A 26,909-nucleotide genomic window follows, 5' to 3' on the forward strand; every position below is an offset into this window, starting at 1 on the left:
TTTCTTGGGAGAGGGGAGGAGATTCGTTCGTTATTGGGGGGTGAAGTTTGCCCTCGTTTTGCTCTCCCTTTTTCCGGTCTTCTCTTTTGCTGAGAAGCGACCGAACGTGCTGTTGATTTGTGTCGATGATTTGCGGCCTGAGCTGGGATGCTATGGATTGGACTATATTCATTCACCCAACATCGACCGACTGGCTGAGGGCGGGGTGCTGTTCGAGAAGCATTATGTGCAGGCTCCGACCTGTGGGGCCTCGCGGTATGCGCTGTTGACCGGGCGGTACGGTCCCGCGGGCAATGATGCCTTGATGCGGAGAGCGTCAGCGATTGGCAAGGGCGAGGAGCCTTCTCCCAGTCTGCCCGCTTGGTTCCGGTCCCATGGCTACACCACGGTCTCGGTCGGCAAGGTGTCCCATCACCCGGGTGGTCGTGGCGGGGCGGATTGGGACGACGAAGCCATCCCCGAAATGCCGAATTCCTGGGATCGGCATCTCCTTCCGGCAGGGGCCTGGCAGCATCCGCGTGGTTGGATGCATGGGCTGGCTCATGGCGAAATTCGCGAGAATGCGGGCGAGATGGCTCTCTTTCAGGCGGAAGAGGGCGATGATTCCATCTACCCTGACGGGGTCGCGATTCCAGAAGCGGTTGGCCAATTGAAGGAGCTGGCCGCAGGTGAAAAGCCGTTCTTTCTCGCGGTGGGAATTCTGCGTCCGCACCTGCCGTTTGGCGCTCCCAAGAAGTATCTCGATCTCTATGAAGGAGTGGAGCTGCCGGCGATTGCAAACCAGGAAAAACCTGCCGGGCGAACCACCTGGCATGGCTCCGGTGAGTTCATGAAGTATTATCGTTGGGGCAAGGATCCCCGGAAGGATGCCGCTTTTGCACTAGCAGTTCGTCGTCACTACGCGGCTTGTGTGAGCTATGCTGATGCGATGGTGGGAAGGGTGATGGAGGCTTTGGCTGATTCACCGGCAGCAGAGAATACCATTGTTGTGTTGTGGGGAGACCACGGTTGGCATTTGGGCGAACATGCGATTTGGGGGAAGCATGCCCTCTTTGAGGAGTCCTTGCGATCTCCTTTGATCATCGATGTCCCGGGTGGGAAAGAGGGGGAGGCTCGCAAGACCGTGGTTGAGTCTATCGATCTGTATCCCACTCTCTGTGCTTTGGCCAATCTGAAGCAACCGGACGAGCTTGATGGTTCTTCTCTGATCCCGCTTCTAACAGGTTCTAACAAAGACCGGGGTGGGGAGGCGGTTTCCTATCATCACAAGGCGCGGACTCTCCGAACGGAGCGGTATCGTCTGGTGCTGCATAGCGACGGTTTCGTGGAACTCTATGATCACAAGGTCGATCCGGGTGAGACCACGAATATTGCGGAAGAAAATGCTGGCTTGGTGAAGGAACTCAGCGAGAAGCTGGGTGCGTGAAAGATGTTCCGCAAAAGCCTACTCCCCGTCGTCTCTTTTGGACGAGGTTTCTCGCAATCACAATCTTGGGACTGCTGGCGGGAGTGGCTTATTTGATCATCCGGTGAGCCGCTATTTGAGCAGTTCCGGATAGGCCTTCATTGCGACTTCGCGGGAGGCTTGCATGATGAGGCGGGACTCGGGAAGAGTGAGAGCTTCATCCGCGAGCGCTTTGCACTCCTCGTAGTTGAGAGCGCGAATCGCGTGTTTGACAGAAGGGAGGCGCGGGGTGCCGACGGAGAGCTCATCAATGCCAAGGCCGACGAGAACGGGTAGCAGAATGAGGTCGGCCGCCATTTCGCCGCAGATGCCAATCCATATGCCATTCTCGCGTCCGCCATCAATGGTCATTTTGATGAGGCGCATGACGGAAGGGTGGGCCGGCTTGTAGAGCTGCGAGACCCGTGGATTCACCCGGTCGACGGCGACGGTGTATTGGATGAGGTCGTTGGTTCCGATGGAAAGGAAGTCGACATGGGCGGCGATTTCCTTGGCCATGAGAGCTGCAGAGGGAACCTCGATCATCGCCCCGACCTCAATATCATCGGAGAAGGGGATCCCCTTGTCGGCGAGGTCCTCGCGGCATTGGTCGAGGACGTCAACGGCTTCGCGAATCTCTCGCAAGCCAGAAATGAGGGGGAACATGATGCCGACTTTGCCATGCACGGAAGCCCGCAGAATGGCGCGGAGTTGGTCCTTGAAGACATCCCGTCGATCGAGGGAGTAACGAATGCCGCGCCAGCCCAAGAAGGGGTTGGGCTCGGGTTCGGCGAGTGGTTCGCCCGGGAGCTTGTCTCCTCCGACGTCGAGCGTGCGAATAATGGCCTGCTTGGGCGCGACGGATTCCACCACTTGACGGTAGAGCCGGGCTTGGCGGGGTTCGTCGGGAAATTCTCCCGTTTCCAGCATGAAAAACTCGGTGCGGAAGAGGCCAATTCCATTCGCGCCTGATTCGGCAACCTGATTGAGCTCATGCTCGAACTCCACATTGGCCGAAAGCGTGATGCGCCTGTCATCCAAGGTGGCGGTGTCGCTATCTCGAATCTCCTTGAGTGAAGTCTTGAAGATTTCCCGCTCTTCCGCGAGAGCCCGGTATCGGGCTGCGGTCTCGGGGGTGGGGTTGACGATGAGTTTGCCCTCGTATCCGTCAATGATGCAGTTGCTAAGGGTGCGGATGCCCAGCACTGCGTTTTTCAGGCCCACGACAGCCGGAATCCCCATGGAACGCGCTAGAATCGCGGTGTGGGACACGCTTGAGCCTCGTTCGGTCGCAAATCCGAGGGTTCGCTGGGGATCCAAGCCAGCGGTATCGGAGGGGTTGAGGTCATAGGTGACGAGAATGTGGCGATGGTCGGGGCTTTCGTCTTCTTCGGGGGAAGAAGCGGAAAAATTTTGCAAAACCCGCTGGGAGACATCTTCGATATCGCTGGTTCGTTCGCGCAGGTAGGGGTCGGAGATGCGCCGCATGGCCTCCAGAAAGGTCTGCATGATGGCATAGAAGCAGAACTCGGCGTTCTGTTGCCGACTGGAGATGGCGTCATTGACGCGATCGACGAGAGTCTGATCCTGCAGGATCATGAGGTGGGACTCGAAGATGCGCCCCTCGGCCTCGCCGGAAATTGACTCGATCTGGGTGCGCAGGGAGGCAAGTTGTTCCTTGGTGCGCTCGAGAGCCCGACGGAATCGCTCCCGCTCGGTCGGGACTTGATGGGGAGCTACGGCGTAGACTTCGGGGGCGGCAAAGCCCCGGGCGAGAACGTGGACGGGGCCGAAGGCTATCCCTTGGGAGACGGCTTCTCCGTCAAATATTTGTTCCCTTCCTTCTCCCATCTGCGGCTATCTTGCCGTGTTCTGGCCTTGGCCAAAAGGCGAAAATCCGAGGGAAGAGAAATTGCTAACAAATTGTGTAAATTTGCATGGCGCGAGAGTGGCCTGTCTCCCCGCAACAAAAAGCCCCACTGGAAGGTGGGGCTTGGGAAAATCTGAGGGATGAGCGCCGCGGCTTAGGCTTTCTTGTATTTTAGAAAGGCCTTGTATTCATCGGGCAACTTGTCGCCGCGTCCGAGTGCGGTCTGCCACATCTCAACCAGTGCGGCGGCTTCTCCCAGGAGAAGGGCGCCGGTCGAATTCGGATTCTCATCCGGGGTGCCGTGCAGCTTGCGGGCAAGTTCGACCTCGGGATGCTTTTCATAGACGCTGAAGCAAGCCAAGGCGGCCTTTTTCGTCAAAACCTCTGATGCGGTGTAATCGGCGACGAAGGCTTTGTTAAAGGCGATCAAGGCGTCTTCCAAGCGGCCCAAGCCGTCGAGAGCGAGTCCGTGGCAATATTCCAACTGGGCGCGAATGCTGCCAGGGACTTTGCGGTCGGCCCATTCTTCGCAGAGGATATTCAGACGGGCCCAATCTTCGGTGCGCACCGCGTTGTAGAGCGGATAGACCTCGATTTGGGTTTTCTGGGTTTCCAGAAGGAGGGGAGCGGGCTTGAACTTGCTCATCAGGGTCTCGATCTCTTCGTATTTGCCCAACTTGCGAGCACACTCGATTTCGTAGAATCCCGAGAGGGTCGAGAAGTTGCCGGGCACATCCTCGACGAACTTGTATTTCTCACGTGCTTTTTTGAAAGCAGGCTGAGCTTTTTCGTAGTCGCGGTTTTCGTAGAGCTCGAGAGCATCTGCGAACTCGGCGGGGGTGAAGAACATCACCGAGACATTGCGAACGGGGACGTCAATTCGATTGAGCGACTTGGGATTTTCGCGGTAGCGAATGGTCTTTTCGGAGGCGGCTTCGATCCAAACTTTGTCTGAATTTCCGTCTTGGCCGATGAGGGCGGGAGCGAGGTCTTGTCCGGACAAGCTGGCCGCACATGCTAGGAAGAAAATGATATTTTTCATATGAGTGGGTTGGTCGGGTTCTTAGTTTTGCTCCTCTTCAACGATAGGTTTGGTGTCGGGATTGGCTTCGTAGACTTGCACCTGCTTCTGGACGTCGTCCCACATCTCCTTTTCTTCCTCGGGAACCCGGGGATTGGAACGGATGTTCGTGGTGGCCTTGATGAACTTGTAGCCAGTTTCGTAGGCGAACTGACGGTCGGCGGGAGTCTTGTCGGTGGCGGGCTTGTTCCGGTCCCAAAGGAGCTGCATGTAGCGCTTCAAAGAGGGAGCAGAGACCGCGATGAGGCCACGATAGGAACCATAGATGCCGAAGTAGGTGACCATGGCGTTCTCGGTTTCTCCGAGGTTGTCGTAGGCTTGGGCCAACACGTAGCTGACTTGCGGAGCGTAGGTGTTGTAGTTGAGGTCGGGCTGAAGGAATTCCTTGGCGCGAGCCTTGGCTTCTTCCCACTTCTCCAGTTTGGCCAGAACTTCAACCGCGCGGTAGAGCGCCTGCTGTTGTTGCTTGTTGTCGGTGGAGTTCTGGTAAACGGCGATGAGTTGCTCAACCGCTTTCTCGTTTTCCGAACCGCTGTCGGAACGGCCGTAGACATCGGCGAGACCGAAGCGGGCGGGGAAGCGGTAGGATTGGTCGGTGCGACCAAGCACTTCCTCATAGTAAGGAATGGCCTCTTTGGGAGAAGCGGTCTTCTCGCGCAAGTAGTCGCCGACGCTCACCAGAATGAAGTTGGAGAGAGTCTTCAGGTCGAAGTCTTGCTTCAGGTCGCCGAAGAGGACCTTGATCATCGCGTTGGCCTTGGAGGCGGCACCATTGTCTTCAGACTTGGAGGCGGTCTTTGCCTTTTCCTCGAAAACGCCAATCAAAGCGATGCGGAGCAGGGCTTGCGCGGCCTTGTCCTCGGTGCGGATACCAGGGAAGGCGTAGTAGAGATCCTTGAGACCTTCCTCGGTGTTGCCGGGCGTGGCGAGGTAGAACTTGGTGAAGGAGTTGATGGCTTCTTCCAGGCCGTAGGAGCCGGGAACTTTTGCAAGTTGGGCAATCACTCCCTGCAGGCGGTCGAGACCTTCCTCGGAGCGTTCAGCGGCGATGAGAGCAGGCATTCCTGCTACTGCGACCTGGGCTTTGTAGGGAGAATTGTCGCCATACTCTTCCCAGAACTTGTCGTAGAAAGGAACTGCTTCGGCGAGAGTTTCGCTCTTCTCTTCGCCGAGAAGTCCGACGAGATAGAAAAGGGATTCTCCGGCGACCATATCGTTCTCCTTGCGCTCGGCGAGGGCGAGGGCGCGCTCGTAGTATTGCTTGGCCTCGTCAGCGTTGCCTTGGGTCTGGAGGACATTGCCTTTCAAGTTGAAGACCATCTCGCGATTGCCAGCATCGGGGAACTCGCTCTCGACTTTGTTTAGCTTCTCGAGGGCTTCTGGATACTCTTCCTGCGCGAAGTGGCAGTTGGCGCGGTCATAGAGAGCGAAGGGAAGGTAGGAATTCTCCTTGGGATTTGGGTAAGCCTTCAAGAACTTGTCGAGAAGAGGAGCCGCGCGGTCCCAAAGCTGGAGCTGGGCGTAGTTGGAGGCGTCGAAATACTGGGCTGCCACCTTGAACTGGCTCTCCGGATACTCTTTCACGTGGCGGCTCAAGGGCTCGACCGCTTGGTCGAACTGTCCGGTGTAGAAGAGGCTGCCGCCCAAGACGTGGAGGCAGATGTCGTGTTGCTTGGAACCCTTCGGCAACTGGGGTTCCATCACGGTGGCGACTTCGAGGCAGAGGTCGTATTCGCCCTCGTAGAACAGTCCGGTCAGCATCAGGCTGCGCACGGATTCCTCATATTGGCTGCCGGGGAAGAGCTTGAGGAACTTCTGGCCTTCTTTCTCAGTCTGCAAGACACGACCGACAAGGGAGGAGGTGCGGACCAACTGGTAGAGATAGTTCTCGCGCTTCTCGCGAGGAGAATTGCTGTGATAGCGCTCGAGCATGTCGTAGGCGCCGTAAGCTCCGCGGATGTTGCCGGATTGCTCATGAATGTAAGCGGTGGCTGCGAGGGCCGTCACTTCGGGGAGTTTGCCTTCTTTCTCGCGGGCTTTGCTCATCTCCAGCTGCTTCTCGAGAGCAGACTTCTGATAGATGCTGGCTCCATCGGGGAAAGAGCGGGGATAGTCGCCGACCTGCTGAATGGCAGCCCGCAAGCTGTCTTCCGCTTCAACCGAACTGGGAACCAGAGCGTAGAGCTCGAAGCCTACCCGCTTCATCTCGGCCTGCAGTGCTTGTGCTGCGAGGGTCATGAAGACTGGGGAGTAGGGCTGGGCTTCCCAAGGAAGAAAAACGACGTCCGCACGGTGCTTCTTGAGGAAATCGAGAAGAGCTGCTTCGTCCTTCTTTGCGATAGCGGCTTCGCAGAAAGCTTGGAAGCCAGCCATGATTCCGGCGGGAGGAGTTGGGAAAGTATTCTTATTCTTGATGGCGATTTGGAGGTTTTCCACTCCACCGGCCAACTTTTCGGTTTTGAAGTGGCAGACCGCCATGTTGATGTAGAAGGCTCCCTTGGGGAAGTTGTCGCGCTCGGGATCGCGCTCGGCGAGGAATTTCTTATACTGTTTGATGGCCACGTCGTATTCCTCTTTGCCTTGTGCGGCTTCGCCCCACTTCAGGAGGGACTTCTTGTGGTAGGTGTTCTCAAAGGCTCCGTCTTTGTTGGGGTACTTCTCGTAGCAATGCTTAAAGGATGCCATGGCGTCCTCGAACTTGTTGAGCTTGAGCTCGCAAAATCCCTTGTGATACCAGAACCAACCGAACTTGGGGCCGTAGAGCTGCATGGCGCGGCCGTCGAAGGTCTTGGTCGCCTGCGACAAATAGGAGAGGGCTTCATTCCATTTGGCGGCACCTTCCGGCATCCCGAGGCGTCGGGCCTCGTTCATGGCTGTCAGTGAGTTGGAGTGGAGCTCTTCCACCCCGCCTTGTGCGCGGAGAGAAGTGGAGCTAGCGAACATGAGCAGTAGAGCAAGGAGTGCTCCAGTATAGTTCCAATATTTCATTATCAGTAAGTTGGCTTGGGTTGGGAAAAATGCAAAAGAGTTCCCGTCGGCCCCGCTGGGGGGGCCGTGGGAGATAGTTGTTGTGAACAAGGAATCGCCATCAGCGACCCGGACCGATTACTCGTTGACGAGGTCGGTGAAGGTCACTTTGGAGATCTGCTTGGAACGCAGGGTGTCGATGACATCGATGGAGCGCTGGTGAAGGGCGTCGCCATCGACGAAGACCTGCACGAGAGGCTCCTGGCCTGCTGCACGGGCTCCATCAGCGTAGGTGCCCAGACGCTCGGCGAGCATGGGAAGCTTGCGAGACTCGGGGTCGTCATCAAGCCGTTCCTGGGCTGGTCCGGAGTTGACGTAAATCACACCGTCATTATCGACGCGGATGAAGAGGGGCTTGATCTCCGGAATGTCATCCGAAGGGGCGGCCGCTGGCAACTGCATGTTGGTATCCGTTTCGCTGCGAACAATGGTGGTCGTCACCAGGAAGTAGATGAGCAGTAGGAAACAAATGTCGATGAGGGACGAGATATCCAATACGGGTTCGTCGTCCTCGAGCGCTTTGCCTTTTTTGTGTCTAGCCATGAAAAAATTTCGTTGATTATTGGTAGGCCTTGGAGCTTGCGTAACTGGCGAAAATCACCTGATCGACGCCGGCTTCTGCCGCGATGCGGATGATGCGACGGCAGTGCTTGAACTCAACGTTCCGGTGACCACGCAGGTGCAACTGGGGTTTGACCGTTCCTTCCATTTTGTTCTTCTGCTCCTTGATGTATTCAAGGATGGCAGCGTCATCATCGGGGAATGGGGTGAACTTTTCGTCTCCCATCGAGTAACGGCCTCCAGCCTCAGCCATTGCATCATCGCCATAGACGTTGATTACGATACGGCCGGTTTTCTTTTCCTGCGGGCTCGAGTGCTCGGCGACTGGAACCTCAACCCTCTTGTCCATCTTCACAACCACCAGATTGGCGGTCACAATGAAGAAGATGAGGAGGAGGAAGACCATGTCGATCATAGGTGACATGTCGACAGCGAGGCCGTCGCCTTCATCGGCATTCGCCGCGCGGAGTTTCTTGGATGCCATTACAGTTGAAAATCAGGGAGGTTTGCAAAAAGGAAGGGGACTCGGTGAGCCCCCTTTCGCAATTAGACGGCGACACCTTCGGGGATCTTGGTGAGGTAAGCGTCGGCGTTCACAGTCTGGAGGGAAGCGTTGAGCATTTCCTCAGCAGAGTGATGGGCGTCAGCAACCAAGCCGTTGAGCTTGTTCTTGAAGAAGAAGTAAAAAATCACGGCGGGAATCGCGGTAATCAGACCCCACATGGTAGTGAGGAGGGCGACGGAGATCTGGCCAGCCAACTGGGCGGGCTCGGCCTGTCCGGTCTCGGCGAGAACACCGAACGCGCTCACCATACCGATGACGGTTCCGAGCAGTCCCAACATGGGAGCGGCTTGGGCGACGAGACCAATGTAGTTGATCCAAGTCATGTTCTTGCGGTTCTCGTTGATTGAAAAGTCAGCCATGGCGTCTTCCACCTGGTCGCGACCGAGGGTCTCAGGCTGAGTGGCGTCGATGTTGGGAAGGGCGTATGCTGTCATGCGGCCGAGGTAGGAAGGATGGGATGCTCCCAACTCGATTGCGGAACGTACCCGGCAAGCGGTCATGTGCTCCAAAAGGGCAGCGCGAAGGTCGTCGGGAACGAACTTGGATTTGGTGAGGTTGATGAAATTGAAAACGACCAGAGCAATGAGAGCCAAAATCGCAATCCCGATGAAAATCATCGTAGGGCCACCATCCAGGATGTATTTTTGCAGAGCATTACCTTCTGCAAAAAGACTGCCTGAAGAGGCGAGGAGAATGGCGGTAGTGGAAGTGGCGACCCGTGGGAAACGGCTTCTAGTTTTTTCAATCATGACAATGTTAATGTGTGGGAGCGGATAGTGGAGAGTCGGAATTGGGAGTAAAGAAAAGAAGTTACCAAATCGCAAATTCTCCGCTTGAACCGTCGTAGTGGAAACGTGGTCGTTTGCAGAATCTTTGAAGGAAATTTTGAAAATTGTTATTTTTGCTGAAAAACTTGGCAATTTCATACCGTGGGGATTCAGGTGGGCGGCTAGGACGGCTCTCTGAACTCATACGGGTTCAAAAGGATCCTGCAGACGGTGTGAGCGAGGGGTGTTCTTGGTGGGGGGTGCAATTTCCCGCAAGCCTCTCGCGTGGTTTGGGCATAGGCCGCAAAAAAAAGGACATGCCTGAGCATGTCCTTTCGGGATGACTGGAGTGAGCCCGTCGGAACGGGGTGGGCGGACTAAGCGCGGCCCACGTAAGAGCCGTCGGCGGTGTTGATCTTCAGCACGTCGCCTTCTTTTACAAAGAGGGGGACCTGGACTGTGATTCCAGTCTCGAGGGTCGCGGGCTTGGTGGGGTTGTTCGCGGTGTCGCCTTTGATGCCTTCGGACGACTCGGTAACGAGTAGCTCAACATTGGAAGGGAGGTCGATGGAGACGGCTTCGCCCTCGAGGAAAAGGATCTCCACTTCCTGGCCTTCCTTCATGAAGTCCTTGGCATCGCCGACGAGGGTCTCGTCAAAGGTGACGGTCTCGTAGGTATTGAGGTCCATGAAGTGGTAGCCCGAAGGGTCGGTGTAGGAGAATTCCAGCTTCTGGCGATCGGTCTCGACGATTTCCACTTTATCTGAAGAGGCGAAGCGGATGGTCTTCTTGTTGCCATTGTTGAATGAGCGGATAGTGGCGGCGATGAGGGCGTTGCCTTTGCCGGGGGTGCGGTGTTCCAGACCGAGGACGATTCCGCGATCACCTTCATATTTAATACACTGACCTTTTTTGAGATTGGTTGCGACAACTGCCATGATGGGGAGGTTTGAAGTCGGAAATGGGCAGTGTGGAAAGGGAAAAATGACTGGGGATGACAGTTTTTCCCGATCAAGAAGGCTTCTTTGCAGTCGATTGCAGAGGGGGTGATGTTGCGGTTCGCCTTCTTGATGATGAGTTTCTGGCTGTCGGAGGGCGGGTTTTTACTTCAATCGAATCTCCTGCGTAGTTGCTTTGGCTTTACGTCAGAAAGGATTATTCAGCTTTCGGGCACGGCGCATTGACAAGGGGGGTGCGTTTGGCGCAATTTGTTAGTTCAAGCAAGCTGGACAAAAGTTCGCGCCTTGTCTTTTCCCAAGCACACACCACACAACCCGTGTATTCGAATCAGGATTATCTCAGTCAATTGTTGGTAGAAGCCGGAGTGGTTTCTTCCGAAGCCGTCGAAGAAATTAAACGCTCAGGAGCGTCTGAAATCGTAGATCGACTGCTCATGGATGGAGCCGTAGAGGAGGCGCAAGTCACTGCCGTTATCGCGGAAAATGCTTCCATGCAGGTCGTCGATCTCTCGGAGTATGAAATTCCTGCGGCCGTTGCGCAGCAGATGACATCCGACGTCGCCAAGCGCTTCCAAGCCGTTCCCGTTCACGATGATGGCACCGAGTTGATGGTGGCGATTGCCGATGGTCTCAACTTCGAGACACTCGACAGTCTGCCCCACGCGGTTGGTCGCCAGATCAATCCCGTCCTTGCCAATCTTTCCGATATCAAGCGCTTACTGGTTGAGGTCTATCGCGTCGGCGGCAGTGATGATGAGGATATCCCCGAGTTCGAGGTTTTGACCATGGAAGGGGTCGAGGAGATCAGCGAGGAAGACGCGCCCATCGTGCGGATCGTGACGTCTACGCTGATGAACGCCTTTAAGATGAAGGCCTCCGATATTCACATCGAGCCCTTGGAATCCACGCTGCGGGTTCGCTTCCGCATTGATGGCAAGCTCATCGAGGTGGAGAATCATCCCAAGAAGCTTTTGCCTGCGGTGGTTGCCCGTCTGAAGGTGATGAGTGGTGCCATGAGTATCGCGGAGAAGCGGATGCCTCAGGATGGTCGCATCCAGATGCGGATTGCGGGCAAGTCGGTCGACCTCCGGGTTTCGACCGTTCCTTCCAACCACGGCGAAAGCGTGGTCATGCGTATTTTGGACAAGTCGGCCCTGACTCTGGGTCTTCCCCAGCTGGGCTTCCTGTCCGATGACGAGGCAACCTTCAAAGAGATGCTTGCCCTGCCGGACGGCATCTTGCTGGTCACAGGACCTACTGGTTCCGGTAAGACCACGACCCTTTACGCTTGTTTGAATGAGATCAACAAGCCCGACAAAAAGATCATTACGGTGGAAGACCCGGTCGAGTATCAGCTCGCGGGTATCAACCAGGTAATGGTGAAGACTGATATCGGAATGACGTTCGCGGCAGCCCTGCGCTCCATGCTTCGTCAGGCTCCCAACATCATCATGGTGGGGGAGATTCGAGACAAGGAAACCGCGACCATCGCGATGAACGCCTCGCTGACCGGTCACTTGGTATTCTCCACTCTGCACACCAACGATGCGACTGCAACGGTGGCTCGTTTGGCCGATATGGGTATCAAGCGCTTCCTGATTGCTTCCGCAGTGCGGGCCGTTCTCGCCCAGCGTCTGGTGCGTCACCTCTGTCCGAACTGCAAAGCTCCCGTTCCGTTGACCGAGCGTGAGATGCGCATTCTGGGCATCGATAGCGAGCGTGCGGCCGCTGATAACATCCTCGGCCCCATCGGTTGTGAAAAGTGTCGCCAAGGCGGCTACAAGGGCCGGAAGGGTATCTTTGAGATTTTCAAGGTGGACGACGAGGTTCGCAATATGATCAACGACGACTTGAGTAGTCCCGAGCTGCGGAAGCGAGCCCGGGAGTTGGGGATGCGCACCATGAGGGAAGACGGCATCCGGAAGGTGTTGGGTGGCATGACCTCCGCAGAAGAAGTCATTCGGGTAACGATGGCGGACGAAAACTAATTTTTACGAAACCAGAAAATGGACAATACACAAGTCATCGAACTTTTTCAGAACCGCGGGATGTTGGAGCCCGGGTTGCAGGCCGAGTTGAAAAGCCAGTTGGAATCCAGCGGCAAGGAAATCGGCGAACTGCTGACCGACTATCAGGTTCTCAGCAACAAGGAAGATATCTGGCCTATTATCGCGCAGGAGCTCGGAACCGAGCTTTTCGACCTCTCGACCTATGTGCCTCCGCGGCAGGTTCTTTCCATGGTCCCGGCAGGTCTTGCCCGTCTTCACGGAGCCTTGCCTTTGCTCGTGGATGAGAATGGCCTGACCGTTGCTCTCTCCGATCCTTTCAATCCGCAGACGATCGAAGATTTGCGTTTTGCCCTCGGGCAAAATGTCAATCAGGTCATCGCTCCCACCGACCTCATCGAGGCCAAGTTGAACACTCTCTACGCAGGCGACCAATCCGACGCCATGCAGGAGGTTCTCGGCCAGATGGCGGCTGAGTTCAGTGGCAAGTCTGCCAGCGAGTTGGAGGATGAGGCTAATGCGGCCCCCATCGTTCGTTACGTTGACTTGGTTCTTTTCCAGGCGATTCGCGAAAAGGCCTCCGACATTCACTTTGAGCCGTTCGAAAACGACTTCCAGATCCGTTACCGGGTTGATGGAGCTCTCTACGCGATGGATCCTCCGCCAGCTCACCTGGCGCTTTCGATCATTTCCCGGGTCAAGGTTATGGCCAACCTCAATATCGCTGAGAAGCGGGTGCCACAAGATGGCCGGATTGTGAAAAAGGTCGGTGACCACCATGTCGATATGCGGGTTTCTTCCCTGCCGACGACATACGGGGAAAGTGTCGTTCTCCGGGTCTTGGATAGTTCTTCCGTCAACCTCGATTTGGAGGCTCTCAGCCTGCCGGAAGAGATTGATAGCTACATTCGCGAAACCATCGAAAAGCCCAACGGCATTTTCGTGGTTACAGGACCAACGGGAGCCGGTAAGACGACTACCCTTTACGCCGCCTTGCGCCAGATCAACCGAGTCGATACCAAGCTTCTAACAGCAGAAGACCCGGTGGAATACGACGTGGACGGGATCATTCAGATTCCGGTCAATGAGGCCATTGACCTGACCTTTGCCCGCGTTCTTCGAGCCTTCCTTCGTCAAGACCCTGACAAAATTCTGGTGGGTGAGATTCGTGACTTGGAGACGGCCCAGATTGCGATTCAGGCTTCTCTAACAGGTCACCTTGTTCTTTCCACCCTTCACACCAACGATGCCGCCGGAGCGGTCACTCGTTTGATCGATATGGGGACGGAGCCGTTTCTGGTAGCGGCCTCCCTGGAGGGAGTGTTGGCTCAGCGACTCGTGCGCCGGATTTGTCCGGATTGCCGAGCGGACTACGAGCCCAACGAAGCCACTATTGCCCAGCTCGGGCTCTCCGCGAATGAGCTTGGCGACAAACGTTTCTACACCGGGGTAGGTTGTGAAACCTGTAATGGTGGTGGGTATCGCGGGCGACGGGGGCTCTTCGAGCTTCTCAACATGTCCGACCCGATTAAGGAACTCGTCACCGAGCGAGCTCCTTCCGTGGTGATCAAGCACAAGGCCATCGAGCTGGGGATGAATACTCTGCGAGAAGATGGTCTGCGAAATATTTACGACGGAACCACCACTATCGAGGAAGTTCTGAAATACACCTAAGAGAAAAATATCCGTAATGGCTGCTTGCACAGCCACCGACACTCAAGATACACATTAACCAGAAACGACATGGCAAATTTTCAGTACATCGCGCTCGACGCTTCGGGCCAGCAACATGAAGGCGCAATCGAAGCCGGGACCCGCGAGGAAGCGATTCAACAGCTTCAAGGCCAAGGGCTTTACCCGACCAAAGTCGGGGAGTCCGGCAAAAAGTCGAAAGGCGGTTCAAAGAAGGGCGCTGCGAAAAAGTCGACTGCGAAAAAGGGCAAGAACGCCAAGGGTGGCGTTGGCGGAAAATTGAAGCCGAAAGTGCTCATGATCTTCACTCGCCAGCTGGCGACCTTGATTGACTCCGGCTTGCCGTTGTTGCGTGGGCTCAATGTTCTTTCCAAGCAGGAGCCCAATCCTGTTCTGAAGGGAACGATCAGCTCTCTTGCGGATTCGGTTCAAGGTGGTTCCACTTTCTCAGAAAGTCTGGCCCAACACCCCCGCATCTTCAACAAGCTCTATGTGAACATGGTCAAGGCCGGTGAGCTGGGCGGTGTTTTGGAAGTCGTTCTCAACCGCCTTGCAGAATATCAGGAGAAGGCCCAGAAGCTGAAGAACAAGATCGTTTCAGCGATGGTTTATCCGGTGATCGTGATGTGTATCGCGGTCTTCATCCTGACCTTCCTGATGATTTTCATCGTTCCGAAGTTCAAGGAGATGTTCCGCGATATGAACGTGGATCTTCCTCTGATTTCCAAGGTGGTCTTCAACGCTTCAGGATTCCTGATGGCCACTACCGTGCCATTCGTTCCGAACATCGTGTGGCTCCTAATTCTCGGTGTCGGTATCTACATCGGTTTCACTTCATGGGGAAATACCAAGGGTGGGCGCAAGGCAATCGATTCCTTCAAATTGAATGCACCTCTCTTCGGAGACATTCAGCGCAAGAGTGCCATCGCTCGTTTTGCCCGGACCTTGGGAACGCTGGTGACATCTGGTGTCCCCATCCTTCAAGCTCTCAATATTACCAAAGAGACTTCGGGTAATGTCGTTGTATCCGATGCGATTGAGAAAGTTTATGACTCGGTCAAAGAAGGTGAATCTATCGTCAGCCCGATGCAGGCCAGCAGCGTTTTCCCCTCCATGGTCATTAGCATGGTGGACGTGGGAGAGGAAACAGGTCAGCTCCCCGAGATGCTTCTGAAGATTGCCGACGTCTATGACGATGAGGTCGATAACGCGGTGACCGCACTGACCTCCATTCTCGAGCCCATCATGATTGTCTTCCTGGCTGTCGTGGTTGGTGGTATCGTATTCGCGCTCTTCCTGCCCCTGATGAAGGTGATTCAGACCATGCAGGGCTAAGTTTCATCCAAACGTTTCCATTATGAAAATCTCCCACGTATCTCGCAAGTCGGTCTCCCGAGGCTTCACCTTGGTGGAAATCCTCACTGTGATCTCCATTATGGTTGTCCTGATGGCGATGACCTTCGGAATCGGCAAATGGGCAATGGGCAATGCCCAGATCGAAAAGGCCAGGACTCAAGTCAAACTCTTCGAGAATGCCCTGCAAACATACGAGGCGGACAAAGGTGAATACCCTCCCGGAGACGGTTCGGACAAAAGTTCGGTCAATCTCTACACTGCGCTCTACGAGGACGGCATCTTGAACAACAAGAAGGTCTACATGGATCAGCTGAATCCTGATGGAGACCAGTTCAACCGGAAGATTAAGAACGGAGTGATTCTCGACCCATTCAAGCACAAGAAGCCCTATTTCTACCTGCGGGGTGTGGATGAAAATGGAGAAGAAGCTGGCAATGCCTACAATCCGGACTTCGACCTCTGGTCCCTGGGACCAAATGGTGTTGGTCGTGGAGATGGCGGTGCCAGTGACGAGGACCTCGATGATGATATCGTCAATTGGTAGCCAGTTCCGCTGCTAGTCATTCGTTGCTGCGTGCACAGCGGCAAACTTTCCAGCCAACTGGTTCCACGAGGACCAGTTGGCTTCTTTACTTTCTGAATAAACGATTATGGAAACAAAGCCACCAACCCAACCCCCTCGGTCTCCAGCGAAGGCGAGCCGGAAAACGTTTCTCTTCATTGTGGCAATCCTTGTTGTTCTTTTTATTCTTCTTCTTTTGACTGTCGTCACCGGAATTGGAAAGTCGGCGATGAGCAATGCCTTGATTAACAAGGCCAGAACCCAAATCAAACTCTTTGAGATCAAGCTGGAGGAATACCAGGCCGATCACGGAGAATTTCCTCTCGGCGATGGCTCTCCAACGAGTTCAGGCTCGCTCTATGATGCCTTCTATCAGAATGGAATTAGGAGTGGCAGTAAGGTCTATATGCCTGAGCTCGATTCAAAATACTCTGATTCTTTTCGGGGCCAAATCCGAGGTGGACTCATTCTAGATCCTTTCAAACATGGAAGACCCTACTTCTACCTGCGCGCTTACGATGCGAGCGGAACGATGGTGAAAGGGGCCGAGAATCCCAACTTTGACCTCTGGTCCGTGGGACCGGACGGGGTAGGGAGAGGAGATCGAGGCGCCACTGCTGCTGAGCTTGCCGATGATATCACCAATTGGTAAGGGTGGGTGCAGGCCTACGCGGATTCCTGCCACTTCATGAATTTTACCATCACCCGCTACAGTCCCGACGGGCACGCAGAGCTCTCTGACCAAGTGGCGGACGAAGAGCCGCTCCAGATCACGGTCGATGGCTTCCCTGTTGCGGTGGTGATGCGCACGCCGGGCGACGATCTCGACTTGGTGAGGGGGTTCCTGCTGACCGAGGGCTTTATCAGCAGCTTGCGGGATGTCTCCCGAATCGATGAGGAGCAAAAGAAGAACCATGCTCTCGTCTTTCTCGCTGATGGGGTCGAGTTCGACCGTGCCAAGCTCAGTCGCAATCTCTTCAGTGCCTCCTCGTGTGGAATTTGTGGCAAGGCGAGTATCGATTCCATCCGGCAGCAGCACCCTCCAGTAGGCGACGGGTTTATGATTTTAGCCGAAACTCTTTTGACTTTTCCCGACCAATTGAGGCAGGCGCAAACAGCATTCCGTCGAACGGGTGGAATCCACGCCGCCGCACTGTTCAACGCCTCAGGAGAGCTTCTTGTCTTACGCGAAGACGTCGGGCGCCACAATGCCATCGACAAAGCAGTGGGTTGGGCAGCAGGCAAGGGAATCGATTGCTCGGAGGTCGTTCTTCAAGTCTCCGGCCGAGTTTCCTTTGAGGTGATGCAGAAGGCACTCGCAGCCTCGATCCCCATCGTTTCAGCCATCTCGGCACCCTCGTCATTGGCGGTGGAATTTGCTCGAGAAAGCAATCAAGGCCTAGTCGGCTTTCTCCGTCCACCCAGCTTCAACGTCTATTCTGGTGCCGGGCGGATCCAAGTTTAGCAGTCGGGCTGGGCAATCAGGAGAGGGAAAGCCTCGATGAGTTTTCGGGGCTGGTCGAATCCCTCCTCCTTTGCGGTTCGTGGGTGGACTGGTCTGCTGTTGGCCCGATTGGTATCTCTAATCGTTCGAAACCCAGATTCCAAATTCCGAGACTTGCTCGAAAATGATGGTGTTGCCGCCGACCGTCACTTCCTCCGTCGTGATGCGGTGAAAGCGTTCGATGGGATTGCGGCCCCCCGTCAGCTCCCCGCCCTTGTGCGAGTCGAAGTAGAGCCGCAATCGCAAAGTCTCCGGCAGTGTCTCGCCGACCATGGTGAGCTCACCAATCATGGGGCTTGTTTGCTCATAGGTGACCGAGGTCAGCTCATGGGTTCCACTCAAATCACCTCCAATACCTTGAAGGATACCCGCATCGCCGGTGGAATTGAGGAAAATGTTGAATACGTTGAGAACCTGGGGATTGTCTCCATCGACCACCCGCCCTTTTAGACTGAGGTCGGCATTGGGGAGCTGATCCTCAAAGTCTGCCGCCGGCCATTGGGGATGGTCGATGACCATGGGTAGGGTGCGGAAAAAGGAACGCGGATATTTCTCCATGATACTGAGCCGCGTTCCCGAGGGTCCTCCAGTTTGCGAAGGCCAATCGACATTGAGCCCGTATTCGGAGTCGGCATTGAGTGGGTAGCCGGATTTGCCAACCAGGGTCCAGGTCGAGAAGTCATCGGATCGTTCCAGAAAGCGCAGTTGGCCTGGCTCTCCTCCTGATAGAATGCTGCGCCTGGTGCCAGAAAAGTCCGCGCAGGGCGTGCTTCGTTCTTCGACGGATGGTCTGGGCAGGCGGACGTCTGCGAGCAGAGGACTGACATATTCGATGGGGTCGAAGTTCGAATTACTGATTTCAAAATTGATAGCGCGGAGCTCGGCTGGCTCGCCGGCCAGAATTTGGTCGACCGTGACCCGGCTTCCCGCCACCGCCCCTCCTCCGAGGGGAAAGTAGGTGCCGCTAATCACATTGCCAATGTGGGTGTGACGACCGTCGTAGTCTGGATTTCCATAGAACCCGGTGATGAGAATTTCACCTCCGGCGGTGTTGGGAAGTCCGACCCCCGCATTGGCAAAGGCGACTGCATAGCGTTGGGCATTTCCAACCAAACCCGCACTGGTTGCGAAGCGCGCTCCCCACAGATCGGCGTCGCTGAAAGTGGCGTGGTTGACATCTACAACCTCGTTCTGAAAGACCAATCCGTTGGCCTGATTGGCAGTGGCCTTACTCTTTCCAATCGAAAGAAATGGATGGTCGCCTTCGACCAGAATCATGTCGTCGTTTCCATAAAACTCGCCCGAGGTGAGAGTGGGAGTGAGCGAGACATCCTCGGTGATAATAAACCGAGAGGTCGTGGAGCTGGGATTGGAGTTCAAGGTGAAGCTGGGATTATCCGACGTCCAAGTGTTGCCAGTGCCGACGCGGGTGAACTTCGCCACTTGGACATTGCCTGGCTGCTGAAGGAGGAAAGCTTCGCTGGGAGTGGGGGTGAGAGAATCCGCTGCGATGATATAAGCTGTCGCTCCGGATGCCGAAGCTCCAGTGCTCTGGGAAGGAATATATTCGCCCTTGGGATTGGAGGATGAGATGGGGTTCTTGTTTCGATAGTAATTATCAGTGCTATCGAAGTAGGGAATGGTGGTGTTGGTCGTCAGGGTATAGCGCTGGTAGGTGGAGTTGTAGCTCACGCTGAAGTGAGAGTTGTCCGAGGTCCACTCGTTGTCCTCGAAGGTCAGAGTCGCCATCACCGTGCCGGAGGCCTGTCGCACGACATACCCCGTGGTTGGATCATTGTTGTCTACGAGGATTCTATAGATAGTGCTCGCAGGAAGGAGGGGTGAACCGTCCTCATTGGCTGGCACATATTGACCAGCCGGATTGTAGCCGAGGGTTGCGAAGGTGTTCCGATAATACTTCTCCTGCGGCTCTGCCAATAGCATGAAAGCCGCCACGCTGCGGGGGGCGTGGTCATGGTCCAACTGAATCACGAAGCTCCTCAGCTGATTCGAGGAAGCCTCGGTAAATTCTACCGTGATAATGGCATAGACTTGGGCTGAAAGCTGTCCGAGCGAAGCAAAAATGGCGGTCAGGAGTGCTAGAATCTTCATGTCGGTGAGGAACGGCACCTTAGCCAGTCGGGTGAAAAGGGAAAGCAAACTTCAGCAACGGCTCCGTGCTTGCACTTGGTCCATTGTCGTAGTTGCTTGGGGGCCAGTGAGTGAACATTCATCGGAAAAAGGCTGGGCTCTCTTCGACCTCGACCAAACCATCGTCCCCTGGGATCTGCAGGTGCTCTTCTGCAATTTTGTGATTCAGAAAGAGGGGTGGCGCCGGGTTCTCCTCATTCCCTTTTTTCTTCTTCTCCCTTTGGCAAAAGTCCTTGGTTCCGAGGTCATGAAGCGAGTCTTTATGGGGTTCTCCTGGGGAATGGAGCGCGAAAGGCTGCTGGCTTGGGGGCGGGAATTCGCGGAATTCGTTCACGAGACTTTGCCTTATCCCGAGGTGGTTGCCGAGATCGAGCGCCATCGTCGCGAGGGAAACACCCTCGTTCTGGTCTCGGCGAGTCCGGAGGTCTATGTCTCGCACATTGGTAAGCTCCTCGGCTTTGACCATGTCTTTGGCACCGTGGTGGAAGTCGGGGAACGGCTCACTTGGTTCCCTCCTTTCCCATTGGGCAACAACAAGAGTGCCAACAAAGTTGTGCGCTTGCACGATGAGTTGGGGCTGTCGGGGGTTCTGCCTAACAGCGAGGGCTACTCCGATAGCAAAGCCGACCTTCCCATGTTGGAGATGTGCGAAAAGGTCGTCGCCGTTCATCCCGAGGGAATCTTTGCAGAAAAGGCTGAAGCCAATCACTGGCGCGTTCTGACTCCGGAGAAGCCTTGGAAAAACCGCACTCAGTTTGCCCTCGATTGTCTCAAGATGATGCTGGGTTGTTATCGGCCCAAGAAGTAGTTCGAAATCTGAACCGCAGATTAACTCAGATGAACGCGGATTGGACGGAACGGTTCATTTTGGTTGTTATAAAATTGGTCAAAGCAATCGGACCGGGAAGGGACTGGGGAATTTTGGCCGCAAAGAGGCGCAAAAAGAGCGCAAAAATTAGAGACACGAAAAGCACAACAGCTCTCTGCAATTGAAGAGCTTTCAATATCTTCCTTTTTGCGGTTTTTGAGCCTTTTTGCGGCTGAAAAATACGGTGAATTGGCAAGCAGAAGGTAAAGGCAATAAAAGCCCTGTCTGAAATCACCCTCCCACCTCCCTCAGCCTCCCGATTTTCCATTTTTCCTTTTCCGTTTTGAAAAAATGAGTGTTAAGTCCCCTTGCCGAATGAGCGTAAGACGACGAGAAACCAACCTCGGATGTGGGTCCACATCCAGCATCAAGCCGTAGACGAACCGTCTGACCGGGAGCAGGGCTCTGTGGGTCGACGGTTTTTTTTATGGTCACCTGCTTGGGTTGTTCCTCTTTCTCTTCTCTCTTCTAGGTCACAACTTCTGAATCAATGAAAACACTACTCCACGTCGCCGCATTGGGATGCATTGCCGTCCTTGCCAGCTGTAAACCGAAAGCCGATGAACAAGCCGGTGAAGCCAAAGGGGGAACCCTCGTCATCACCGCCATTCCCGACCAGAAGGTCTCTGACCAAGAGGCGAACTTCGCGCCGTTGAAAGACTATCTCAGCAAGGAGCTGGGGGTGGATGTCGCGTTCTCGATCTCTGACGATTATCCTGCCGCGGTGCAGCGCTTCAAGAACGGGGAAGTTCACCTCGTTTGGTTTGGTGGTCTCACCGGCGTGCAAGCCTGGGAAGCGGTGCCCGGCGCTCGTGCCATTGCCCAAGGCGATGTCGACCCTCAGTACAAGAGCTACTTCATTGCTCACAAGTCCACTGGACTCGAAAAGTCCGACACCTTCCCCAAGGACAAGATCAGCGACATGACCTTCACCTTCGGTAGCCAGAGCTCGACCTCCGGCCGCCTTATGCCCGCCTACTTCATCGAGCAGGAAACTGGCAAGAAGCCGGAAGACTTTTTCACCAAGCCTGTCCAGTTCTCCGGCGCACACGATGCTACCGCCCGTGCGGTAGCCAGTGGTTCGGTGCAAATCGGAGCCATCAATTACAAGACTTATGACTCCATGGTTGCGGCTGGCGACATCAGCGCTGAAGACGCTCCCATCTTCTGGATCACTCCCGAGTATGTGGACTACAACCTCACGGTTCACCCTGACTTGAACAAAATGTTCGGCGACGACTTCATCGACAAGTTGCAGGACGCGTTGGTCGCTTGTGACGACAAGAATGTCCTCAAGGCTTTCAACCGCGACAAGTTGATTCCTGCGAAGAACGAAGACTTCGAGAGCATCAAAGACGTGGCCAAAGAGCTCAACATGATGCGCTAGTTTCGGCTGGTCTCCTTTTGTAAGCTATCATCATTGAGCGGGGGATTCTGTCCCCCGCTTCTTTTTATCAAATGTTCGAACTGCAAAAAGTTTCTCTCGATTACGGCGGCACTCTGGCGCTGAAGGAGATGGACTTGTCCCTCGGGGCGGGCGAGCAAGTTTGTCTCATCGGTCCCAGCGGGGCGGGGAAGACCAGTTTGCTCGGCCTTCTCAATGGGCGCGTCTTTCCCACCTCCGGCCGCGTCTCGGTCAATGGGGAGGACCTGACTTCGCTCTCGTCCAAGTCCCTGCGCCAAGTCCGTTCCCGCATCGCCTGGGTGCCTCAGGATCTGGGTTTGGTGCCCAATCTGCGGGTGAACCAAAACATCGCCTGCGGTCGTGTGGCGGCCAAGGGGACCTTCGGTCTTTTGCGTAGCTTTCTGGCCATGGGCAAGGGAGAGCGGGATGAGATTCATCAACTGCTGGTCCGCATGGGAATTGGGGAAAAGCTCTATGAGCGCACCGATCATCTTTCCGGGGGACAGCAACAGCGGGTCGCGGTGGCCCGGGCTCTTTTTCAAAAGCCACGAGCAATCCTGGCGGACGAACCGGTGAGCGCGATTGACCCGGAAAGGGCGAAGGACCTCATCGAACTCCTCACTACCGTTGCCCGCGAGGAGGGGCTCACGCTGGTGGCCAGTCTGCATGATGTCTCCTTGGCCCAGCGTTACTTTGACCGTGTGATCGGGCTGCGCAGCGGCGAGGTGGTTTTCGATGGCAAGGCCTCCGATGAGGGGCTGGAAAAACTCTATCGATTGGGAGCATGAAGCGCCGGTGGTTTCTTCTAACAGCGGTCGCGTTCTTCTTTGCCGGACTCTGGTTCCTGGATGCGAACTTGAAGGACTTGGTGCCTTCCGAGGGGGGACGCCGCATGGCGGGGGAATTCGCTTCGGCCGCACTGCGACCCGCCCTCACCTTCGAAGATGCCGGCATGCGCGAGTCTGGGGCCAGTTTTGCGGGTAAGATTGCCACCGCCCTTTGGCTCACCATTCGTTATGCGGTGGTGGCTATGAGCCTGGCGCTGGTCATCGGTCTGGTTGGGGGAGTTTTGGGTGCACGGAGTTGGTGGGGCCGTCCTTCGCGGGCCTTGGAGGTTTTTCGTCGCTTCATTCGATTGCTCGCCACTGCGGTGCGCTCGGTGCATGAGTTGATGTGGGCCTTGCTCTTCATCTCTGCGGTGGGGACCTCGCCCTTGGCAGCGGTTTTGGCATTGGCACTTCCCTTTGGAGGCACGCTGGCGAAGGTCTTTTCCGAGTTGTTGGATGAGGCGCACTCCTCCGCCAGCGAGGTGATGCGGGCGACTGGGGGAAATGGCTTCGCGGCCTTTCTGGGGGGCGTGGTGATGCGGGCTTTGCCCGATTTGGTGACTTATACCCTCTATCGTCTGGAGTGTGGAATCCGTTCTTCTGCGGTGTTGGGATTTGTCGGGATTCCCACTATTGGGTTTCACATCAAGACCTCCTTCGAGGACGGGCATTATCGGGAAATCTGGAGCTATCTCTATGCTCTACTGGCAGTGGTGATCTTCTTCGAATGGGTGGGCTCGCGGGTGCGCGATGCGATGTCGCAGGGGAAGGCTTCCAAGAAAACGTTGTCCGCTGACGCGAGCGCTATCGAGCTTTTCCAACAGCGTGGAAAAAGCCACTTTCTACGAGCTACGGGATTTCTAGTAGCTGTGCTGGCCGTCGCGGGATGGTTGTTCGAGCCGGACTGGAGCTCGGGGCTGAGTCAGGAACGACGGCTGGAGAACTTTCAACGCTTTACCCAAGAGTTGATTCCTTATCCGGTGCGCGCAGAGGGCGATTGGTCGACGATGGGACCGTGGCTGAAGGAGCTCCTTCTCTGGGATGGTCTGCAGGCACTCTGGCGGACCTTTCATCTCGGCACCTCGGCGGCCTTGTTGGCGGGGGCGGTCGCCTTGTGCGGGATTCTCTGGGGGGCGCGGTCATTGGCTCGCAAGGCTCCCCGCGGGGTCCCCATGGCGGGCGGATTCGGGCGCATGGTTTTGGGTAAGGTCGTGAGAGGGTCCGCGATCGTGGCGCGCTCTTTTCCCGAGTTCATTCTGGCCTTTCTTTTGCTGCAAGTTTTCGGACCGACGGTGTGGGCTCTGATTTTTGCCCTCGCGATTCACAACGGGGGAATTCTTTTGCGGCTGGGGGCGGAGGTGGTGGACAATGCCTCCAGTCGGAGCGCGGAGGTCATTCTTCTGCAAGGGGGGAGTCGGAGCGCGGCCTATCTGGGGGCTCTTTTGCCAGAGGGATTCAACCGCCAGGTTCTCTTTCTGTTCTATCGATGGGAGACCTGCATTCGGGAAGCGACGATGCTGGGGATGCTGGGGGTTGGCTCACTCGGTTACCTGATTTCAGAGGCCAAGGTTCGACTCTATTTTGACGAAATGCTGGTGTGGGTGATTCTGGGTGGCTTGCTGGTTTTTCTCGGAGATTTGACTTCGGACTGGGTTCGCAAGCGTTTGCGCGAGGGGGAAGGGTTGCCACGAAATCGTTCCGTCGCTCCCTATCGCCGCTCGGTCAAGTGAGCGTGTTAGTGCCTTCGAATTGTTATCCGAGAAAAACCTTTGGCATCTCGATCCGCTCGGGTGCGTGAGTCAGGAGAGCCATCTCGCGGAAGCCGGTCAACTTGGCGAGGATGAGGTCGGGGAAGCTGGCGATGCGGGTGTTGTAGGTTTCCACCGCGTCGTTGTAGCCCTCGGAGGTGAAGGCGATTTCGTTTTCGCACTGAACCAGTTCCTTGGCGAGTTTGCCCAGGGTGCGACCGGCGCCGAGGTCGGGATAGTCTTCCGCCAAGGCGATAATGTCGCGGGCGGCCTGATGGGAATCGCGGAGCTCGGGCGAGAGGTCCCCGGCATCGTTGGGACGTTCGCTGCGGAGTTCGGCGAGCTTGGTTTGGAGCGTTTTCTCATGCTCTAGGGTACTGGCCGCGACTTCTTGCAAGGGCTTGATGAGGTCGTTGCGCTTTTGCAAGGCAACATCAATGTTGGACCAGTTGCGGCGCGCGCGTTGGCGGAGAAAGACGAGGTCGTTGTAGTGTATGGTGATCGCGATTCCGATCATGAGCAGGGGGCCAATGAGGGCGGCGGCGAGGTAGCTGGCGGGATTGAAAGAGCCCAAGACGCCGAAGATCATGAGCCCCGCAAAGAGGACGGCGGCAAAGGTGAGGTTCAGGATGGTCGCGGCTGCCAATCCGCTTCGGCGGAGGAGGTGGCTTTCTTGAAAACCGGAAAGCAGGAAGGGCGCGCCCGACCATTTCTTAGGTTCGTCGCTTTGTGCGAGGTGGAGGCGGTCTCCGGTTTTGGGATCGAGTTGAGCATAGCCCATGACGTGGACCGGTTCGCCCAGGTGCAGGCATTTTTCCGTGTGCTGTAGGCGGCCTTCGCGGCGGGTCTCGACGCGCCAGGCATCGACTTGGGCACCAGTGGGATCGACGGGAATACTGCCCGAGCGGTCGCGGCAGAGGAAAGGGATGCGTTCTTTCTCGTCGCGAATGACCACCCATTTGGCATTCTTGCCCGAGCCCCGCTTTTCCTTAATCACATAGTGGTAGGCCACGGCGGGCAAGTGCGCGAGGGGAGTGTGCAGCTCGGTGGTAGCAGGGAGAGTATCGATGAGGCCATGGGCCTCGGTGAGCCCGTAGGTGACTCCGGCAGCGGGGGTGGTGGGGAGGTTCTCGATGAAGCGCTTGTACTGCACTTTGCGAAAGCCGAAGAAGAGACTGCCGAGACCGAAAAGCCCGGCGAGCACCGTGCCGATGATGCCGGAGACACCCGAGATTTTCGCTTTGGTGAACTCGGTCTCCAGCTTTTGGCGGAACTCCTCGTCGCGCTCGGGGAGAGGAATCTCCGGCGGGCGATCGATTCCGACAAAAGGCCGCACCCAATTGTAGGGAAAAGACTCGGCCTGGGCATTGGAGCGCAGGGTGGCGGTGGCGAGGTCGATGCGAACCCGTCGCAGTCGGGTGCGGGCTTTGCCGGAGAGCTCGCGGTAGTCGGAGAGGTTTCCGAGCTTCTGCCAGTCGCCATCCCAGGGGATGTTTTGGGCACCGAGTTCTTCTTGAATGAGTTCGCGCACCACTTTTTCCTGTCGCAAGACTCGGCTTTGGGATTTGGTGAGGTCGGTCGCCATCATGGTCACTCCCTGAAACAAAAGCGCTCCGCTGACAATGAGGCTGAGCATACCAAAGAAGACCAGAATGCGATGGAATCCCAAGAGAGAGAACAACATTGAGGAGGCAATCGCAAACCCGCCCAGTCCGAGCCAGCAAAGCCAGATCGAGCCCACCGCCCGCGAGTGCCGCTCTCCTAGCTCAGTCTCCTTGGAAATGAGAGGATGGTAGTCGCCCTTTTGCTGGAAGGTGACCACGGGGTTGTCTTTCTCGGCAAGAAAGCCAAAGACGAAAATCCGGTTGGCAGGTTCGAGGCGATACTCGGTGTAGCGATATTTACCCGAACGCCGCTGGTGGCTGACCGGGATGTTGAAGGAGACCTCCTTGCTGGGGCGGATGCGCATCAAGCCGGTGGTGTCGTCGAGGTCGAAAGGCACGTAGCGGGTGCGGTCTTCCACCGTGACCCAGCGGGTGTCGCCGTCGGAATCCTTCTCTTCGCGTTCCTTGGTGTAGCGGTAGTAGAAGCACTGGGTGCGGGTGTCGGGGGAGTTGAGAATTCGGCCCTGGTCGGCCTGCCGGGCGCGGCCTGTTAGGTTGACCTCACCGGGGACCGCGGCCACGACCTTGGTCTGCGGGATGCGGCCGATTTGGCGCTGCTCGGCGATCTTCTGATAGCTGCAGGTTTGCAGAATGAAGCCGGCGATGGCGGTCGCGATGAGGGCGACCAGTTTGAGGATGCGGTGGCTTTGGCCCAGGCTGCCCTTGGGCGGTTCGCACAGTCCGCAGACGTATTCGGTGGCGTCTCCAGTGGTCCAATGGGGGGAAGATTGGATTCCACATCGGTTGCAACTGACCACTTCGCTCTTCGGCATGGGGCAAACTTAGTATGCCGAAAAGAAAAAGGCCAGCGGCCCGATGGACCGGTGATGTTTCCATCGCCGGAATGAAATC

Annotated in this window: 21 protein-coding genes; 11 read left to right on the forward strand and 10 right to left on the reverse strand. The window is 56.1% G+C overall.

Translation table 11 applies throughout. The annotated features are described in order from the left end of the window. Window positions 1–40 precede the first annotated feature (40 nt). On the forward strand, window positions 41–1,426 hold the full coding sequence (locus IE099_RS02430) for a sulfatase (RefSeq protein WP_189567036.1): 1,386 nt from the start codon (window positions 41–43) through the stop codon (window positions 1,424–1,426). A gap of 111 nt (window positions 1,427–1,537) precedes the next feature. On the opposite strand, the gene ptsP is transcribed toward IE099_RS02430, so the two are convergent. The 7 genes from ptsP to efp all read right to left on the reverse strand — a co-directional run bounded on the left by ptsP (window position 1,538) and on the right by efp (window position 10,253). Further along, on the reverse strand, window positions 1,538–3,295 hold the full coding sequence (gene ptsP, locus IE099_RS02435) for a phosphoenolpyruvate--protein phosphotransferase (protein ID WP_189567038.1): 1,758 nt from the start codon (window positions 3,293–3,295) through the stop codon (window positions 1,538–1,540). Window positions 3,296–3,468: 173 nt separating this feature from the next. Next, a complete protein-coding gene (locus IE099_RS02440) occupies window positions 3,469–4,356 on the reverse strand; it encodes a Mul1B family putative transporter subunit (RefSeq protein ID WP_189567040.1) in 888 nt (295 codons plus the stop codon). A 21-nt stretch (window positions 4,357–4,377) separates the two neighbouring features. Further along, window positions 4,378–7,383, reverse strand: a complete 3,006-nt coding sequence (locus IE099_RS02445; RefSeq protein ID WP_189567042.1) for a tetratricopeptide repeat protein — start codon at window positions 7,381–7,383, stop codon at window positions 4,378–4,380. 117 nt (window positions 7,384–7,500) lie between these two features. Then, window positions 7,501–7,965 carry an ExbD/TolR family protein gene (locus tag IE099_RS02450; RefSeq protein WP_189567044.1) on the reverse strand — a complete coding sequence of 155 codons (465 nt, stop codon included), beginning with the start codon at window positions 7,963–7,965 and terminating at the stop codon, window positions 7,501–7,503. Between the two features lie 16 nt (window positions 7,966–7,981). Then, the gene (locus tag IE099_RS02455; RefSeq protein ID WP_189567046.1) at window positions 7,982–8,467 is read right to left on the reverse strand and encodes an ExbD/TolR family protein; all 486 of its coding nucleotides are present in this window, start codon (window positions 8,465–8,467) and stop codon (window positions 7,982–7,984) included. 62 nt (window positions 8,468–8,529) lie between these two features. Beyond that, window positions 8,530–9,297 (reverse strand): MotA/TolQ/ExbB proton channel family protein, encoded by a 768-nt coding sequence (locus tag IE099_RS02460; protein WP_189567049.1) that lies wholly within the window; start codon window positions 9,295–9,297, stop codon window positions 8,530–8,532. A gap of 395 nt (window positions 9,298–9,692) precedes the next feature. After that, window positions 9,693–10,253: an elongation factor P gene (gene efp, locus IE099_RS02465; protein WP_189567050.1), complete on the reverse strand. Its 561-nt coding sequence runs from the start codon at window positions 10,251–10,253 to the stop codon at window positions 9,693–9,695. 338 nt (window positions 10,254–10,591) lie between these two features. Here efp and IE099_RS02470 point away from each other — a divergent pair, with 338 nt between their 5' ends. The 6 genes from IE099_RS02470 (at window position 10,592) to fdhD (ending at window position 17,355) form a co-directional block, all read left to right on the forward strand. Continuing rightward, the gene (locus IE099_RS02470) at window positions 10,592–12,262 is read left to right on the forward strand and encodes a GspE/PulE family protein (RefSeq protein WP_189567051.1); all 1,671 of its coding nucleotides are present in this window, start codon (window positions 10,592–10,594) and stop codon (window positions 12,260–12,262) included. An 18-nt stretch (window positions 12,263–12,280) separates the two neighbouring features. Continuing rightward, window positions 12,281–13,954 (forward strand): GspE/PulE family protein, encoded by a 1,674-nt coding sequence (locus IE099_RS02475; RefSeq protein WP_189567052.1) that lies wholly within the window; start codon window positions 12,281–12,283, stop codon window positions 13,952–13,954. A 69-nt stretch (window positions 13,955–14,023) separates the two neighbouring features. Next, on the forward strand, window positions 14,024–15,307 hold the full coding sequence (locus tag IE099_RS02480) for a type II secretion system F family protein (RefSeq protein ID WP_189567053.1): 1,284 nt from the start codon (window positions 14,024–14,026) through the stop codon (window positions 15,305–15,307). 22 nt (window positions 15,308–15,329) lie between these two features. After that, window positions 15,330–15,872 carry a type II secretion system protein gene (locus IE099_RS02485; protein ID WP_189567054.1) on the forward strand — a complete coding sequence of 181 codons (543 nt, stop codon included), beginning with the start codon at window positions 15,330–15,332 and terminating at the stop codon, window positions 15,870–15,872. Between the two features lie 178 nt (window positions 15,873–16,050). Further along, complete coding sequence (locus tag IE099_RS02490; protein ID WP_189567055.1) at window positions 16,051–16,542, forward strand: hypothetical protein; 492 nt, start codon at window positions 16,051–16,053, stop codon at window positions 16,540–16,542. 36 nt (window positions 16,543–16,578) lie between these two features. Next, window positions 16,579–17,355 carry a formate dehydrogenase accessory sulfurtransferase FdhD gene (fdhD, locus tag IE099_RS02495; protein ID WP_189567057.1) on the forward strand — a complete coding sequence of 259 codons (777 nt, stop codon included), beginning with the start codon at window positions 16,579–16,581 and terminating at the stop codon, window positions 17,353–17,355. A gap of 117 nt (window positions 17,356–17,472) precedes the next feature. On the opposite strand, the gene IE099_RS02500 is transcribed toward fdhD, so the two are convergent. Next, window positions 17,473–19,506: a peptidylprolyl isomerase gene (locus IE099_RS02500; protein ID WP_189567059.1), complete on the reverse strand. Its 2,034-nt coding sequence runs from the start codon at window positions 19,504–19,506 to the stop codon at window positions 17,473–17,475. Between the two features lie 106 nt (window positions 19,507–19,612). On the opposite strand from IE099_RS02500, the gene IE099_RS02505 reads away from it, so the two are divergent. Continuing rightward, entirely contained in the window at window positions 19,613–20,353 is a 741-nt protein-coding gene (locus IE099_RS02505) for an HAD-IB family phosphatase (RefSeq protein ID WP_189567061.1), read from the forward strand. A 25-nt stretch (window positions 20,354–20,378) separates the two neighbouring features. Here IE099_RS02505 and IE099_RS02510 read toward each other — a convergent pair whose 3' ends face one another. Beyond that, window positions 20,379–20,681 (reverse strand): hypothetical protein, encoded by a 303-nt coding sequence (locus IE099_RS02510; protein WP_189567063.1) that lies wholly within the window; start codon window positions 20,679–20,681, stop codon window positions 20,379–20,381. A gap of 222 nt (window positions 20,682–20,903) precedes the next feature. Here IE099_RS02510 and IE099_RS02515 point away from each other — a divergent pair, with 222 nt between their 5' ends. From IE099_RS02515 to IE099_RS02525, 3 genes are all read left to right on the forward strand, one after another. Further along, window positions 20,904–21,800 (forward strand): putative selenate ABC transporter substrate-binding protein, encoded by an 897-nt coding sequence (locus tag IE099_RS02515; RefSeq protein WP_189567065.1) that lies wholly within the window; start codon window positions 20,904–20,906, stop codon window positions 21,798–21,800. Window positions 21,801–21,871: 71 nt separating this feature from the next. Continuing rightward, the gene (locus IE099_RS02520; protein WP_189567067.1) at window positions 21,872–22,606 is read left to right on the forward strand and encodes a phosphonate ABC transporter ATP-binding protein; all 735 of its coding nucleotides are present in this window, start codon (window positions 21,872–21,874) and stop codon (window positions 22,604–22,606) included. Continuing rightward, window positions 22,603–24,375 carry a PhnE/PtxC family ABC transporter permease gene (locus IE099_RS02525; protein ID WP_189567069.1) on the forward strand — a complete coding sequence of 591 codons (1,773 nt, stop codon included), beginning with the start codon at window positions 22,603–22,605 and terminating at the stop codon, window positions 24,373–24,375. The genes IE099_RS02520 and IE099_RS02525 overlap by 4 nt, the downstream gene beginning before the upstream one ends. Window positions 24,376–24,397: 22 nt before the next feature. Here the strand turns inward: IE099_RS02525 and IE099_RS02530 are convergent, their stop codons facing one another. Beyond that, the gene (locus IE099_RS02530) at window positions 24,398–26,830 is read right to left on the reverse strand and encodes a LemA family protein (RefSeq protein ID WP_189567071.1); all 2,433 of its coding nucleotides are present in this window, start codon (window positions 26,828–26,830) and stop codon (window positions 24,398–24,400) included. Between the last annotated feature and the right edge of the window lie 79 nt (window positions 26,831–26,909).

It is taken from the genome of Roseibacillus persicicus (assembly GCF_014651675.1).
Lineage (GTDB): Bacteria > Verrucomicrobiota > Verrucomicrobiia > Verrucomicrobiales > Akkermansiaceae > Roseibacillus > Roseibacillus persicicus.

Excerpts from the sequence above, each read along its gene's own strand:
- IE099_RS02500 (WP_189567059.1), bottom strand. The coding sequence starts at position 19,506 with ATGAAGATTCTAGCACTCCTGACCGCCATTTTTGCTTCGCTCGGACAG.
- IE099_RS02450 (WP_189567044.1), bottom strand. The coding sequence starts at position 7,965 with ATGGCTAGACACAAAAAAGGCAAAGCGCTCGAGGACGACGAACCCGTA.
- IE099_RS02515 (WP_189567065.1), top strand. The coding sequence starts at position 20,904 with ATGAAAACACTACTCCACGTCGCCGCATTGGGATGCATTGCCGTCCTT.
- IE099_RS02445 (WP_189567042.1), bottom strand. The coding sequence starts at position 7,383 with ATGAAATATTGGAACTATACTGGAGCACTCCTTGCTCTACTGCTCATG.
- IE099_RS02480 (WP_189567053.1), top strand. The coding sequence starts at position 14,024 with ATGGCAAATTTTCAGTACATCGCGCTCGACGCTTCGGGCCAGCAACAT.
- fdhD (WP_189567057.1), top strand. The coding sequence starts at position 16,579 with ATGAATTTTACCATCACCCGCTACAGTCCCGACGGGCACGCAGAGCTC.
- IE099_RS02485 (WP_189567054.1), top strand. The coding sequence starts at position 15,330 with ATGAAAATCTCCCACGTATCTCGCAAGTCGGTCTCCCGAGGCTTCACC.
- efp (WP_189567050.1), bottom strand. The coding sequence starts at position 10,253 with ATGGCAGTTGTCGCAACCAATCTCAAAAAAGGTCAGTGTATTAAATAT.
- IE099_RS02475 (WP_189567052.1), top strand. The coding sequence starts at position 12,281 with ATGGACAATACACAAGTCATCGAACTTTTTCAGAACCGCGGGATGTTG.
- IE099_RS02525 (WP_189567069.1), top strand. The coding sequence starts at position 22,603 with ATGAAGCGCCGGTGGTTTCTTCTAACAGCGGTCGCGTTCTTCTTTGCC.
- IE099_RS02510 (WP_189567063.1), bottom strand. The coding sequence starts at position 20,681 with ATGGAAAATCGGGAGGCTGAGGGAGGTGGGAGGGTGATTTCAGACAGG.
- IE099_RS02460 (WP_189567049.1), bottom strand. The coding sequence starts at position 9,297 with ATGATTGAAAAAACTAGAAGCCGTTTCCCACGGGTCGCCACTTCCACT.
- IE099_RS02520 (WP_189567067.1), top strand. The coding sequence starts at position 21,872 with ATGTTCGAACTGCAAAAAGTTTCTCTCGATTACGGCGGCACTCTGGCG.
- IE099_RS02440 (WP_189567040.1), bottom strand. The coding sequence starts at position 4,356 with ATGAAAAATATCATTTTCTTCCTAGCATGTGCGGCCAGCTTGTCCGGA.
- IE099_RS02455 (WP_189567046.1), bottom strand. The coding sequence starts at position 8,467 with ATGGCATCCAAGAAACTCCGCGCGGCGAATGCCGATGAAGGCGACGGC.
- IE099_RS02530 (WP_189567071.1), bottom strand. The coding sequence starts at position 26,830 with ATGCCGAAGAGCGAAGTGGTCAGTTGCAACCGATGTGGAATCCAATCT.
- ptsP (WP_189567038.1), bottom strand. The coding sequence starts at position 3,295 with ATGGGAGAAGGAAGGGAACAAATATTTGACGGAGAAGCCGTCTCCCAA.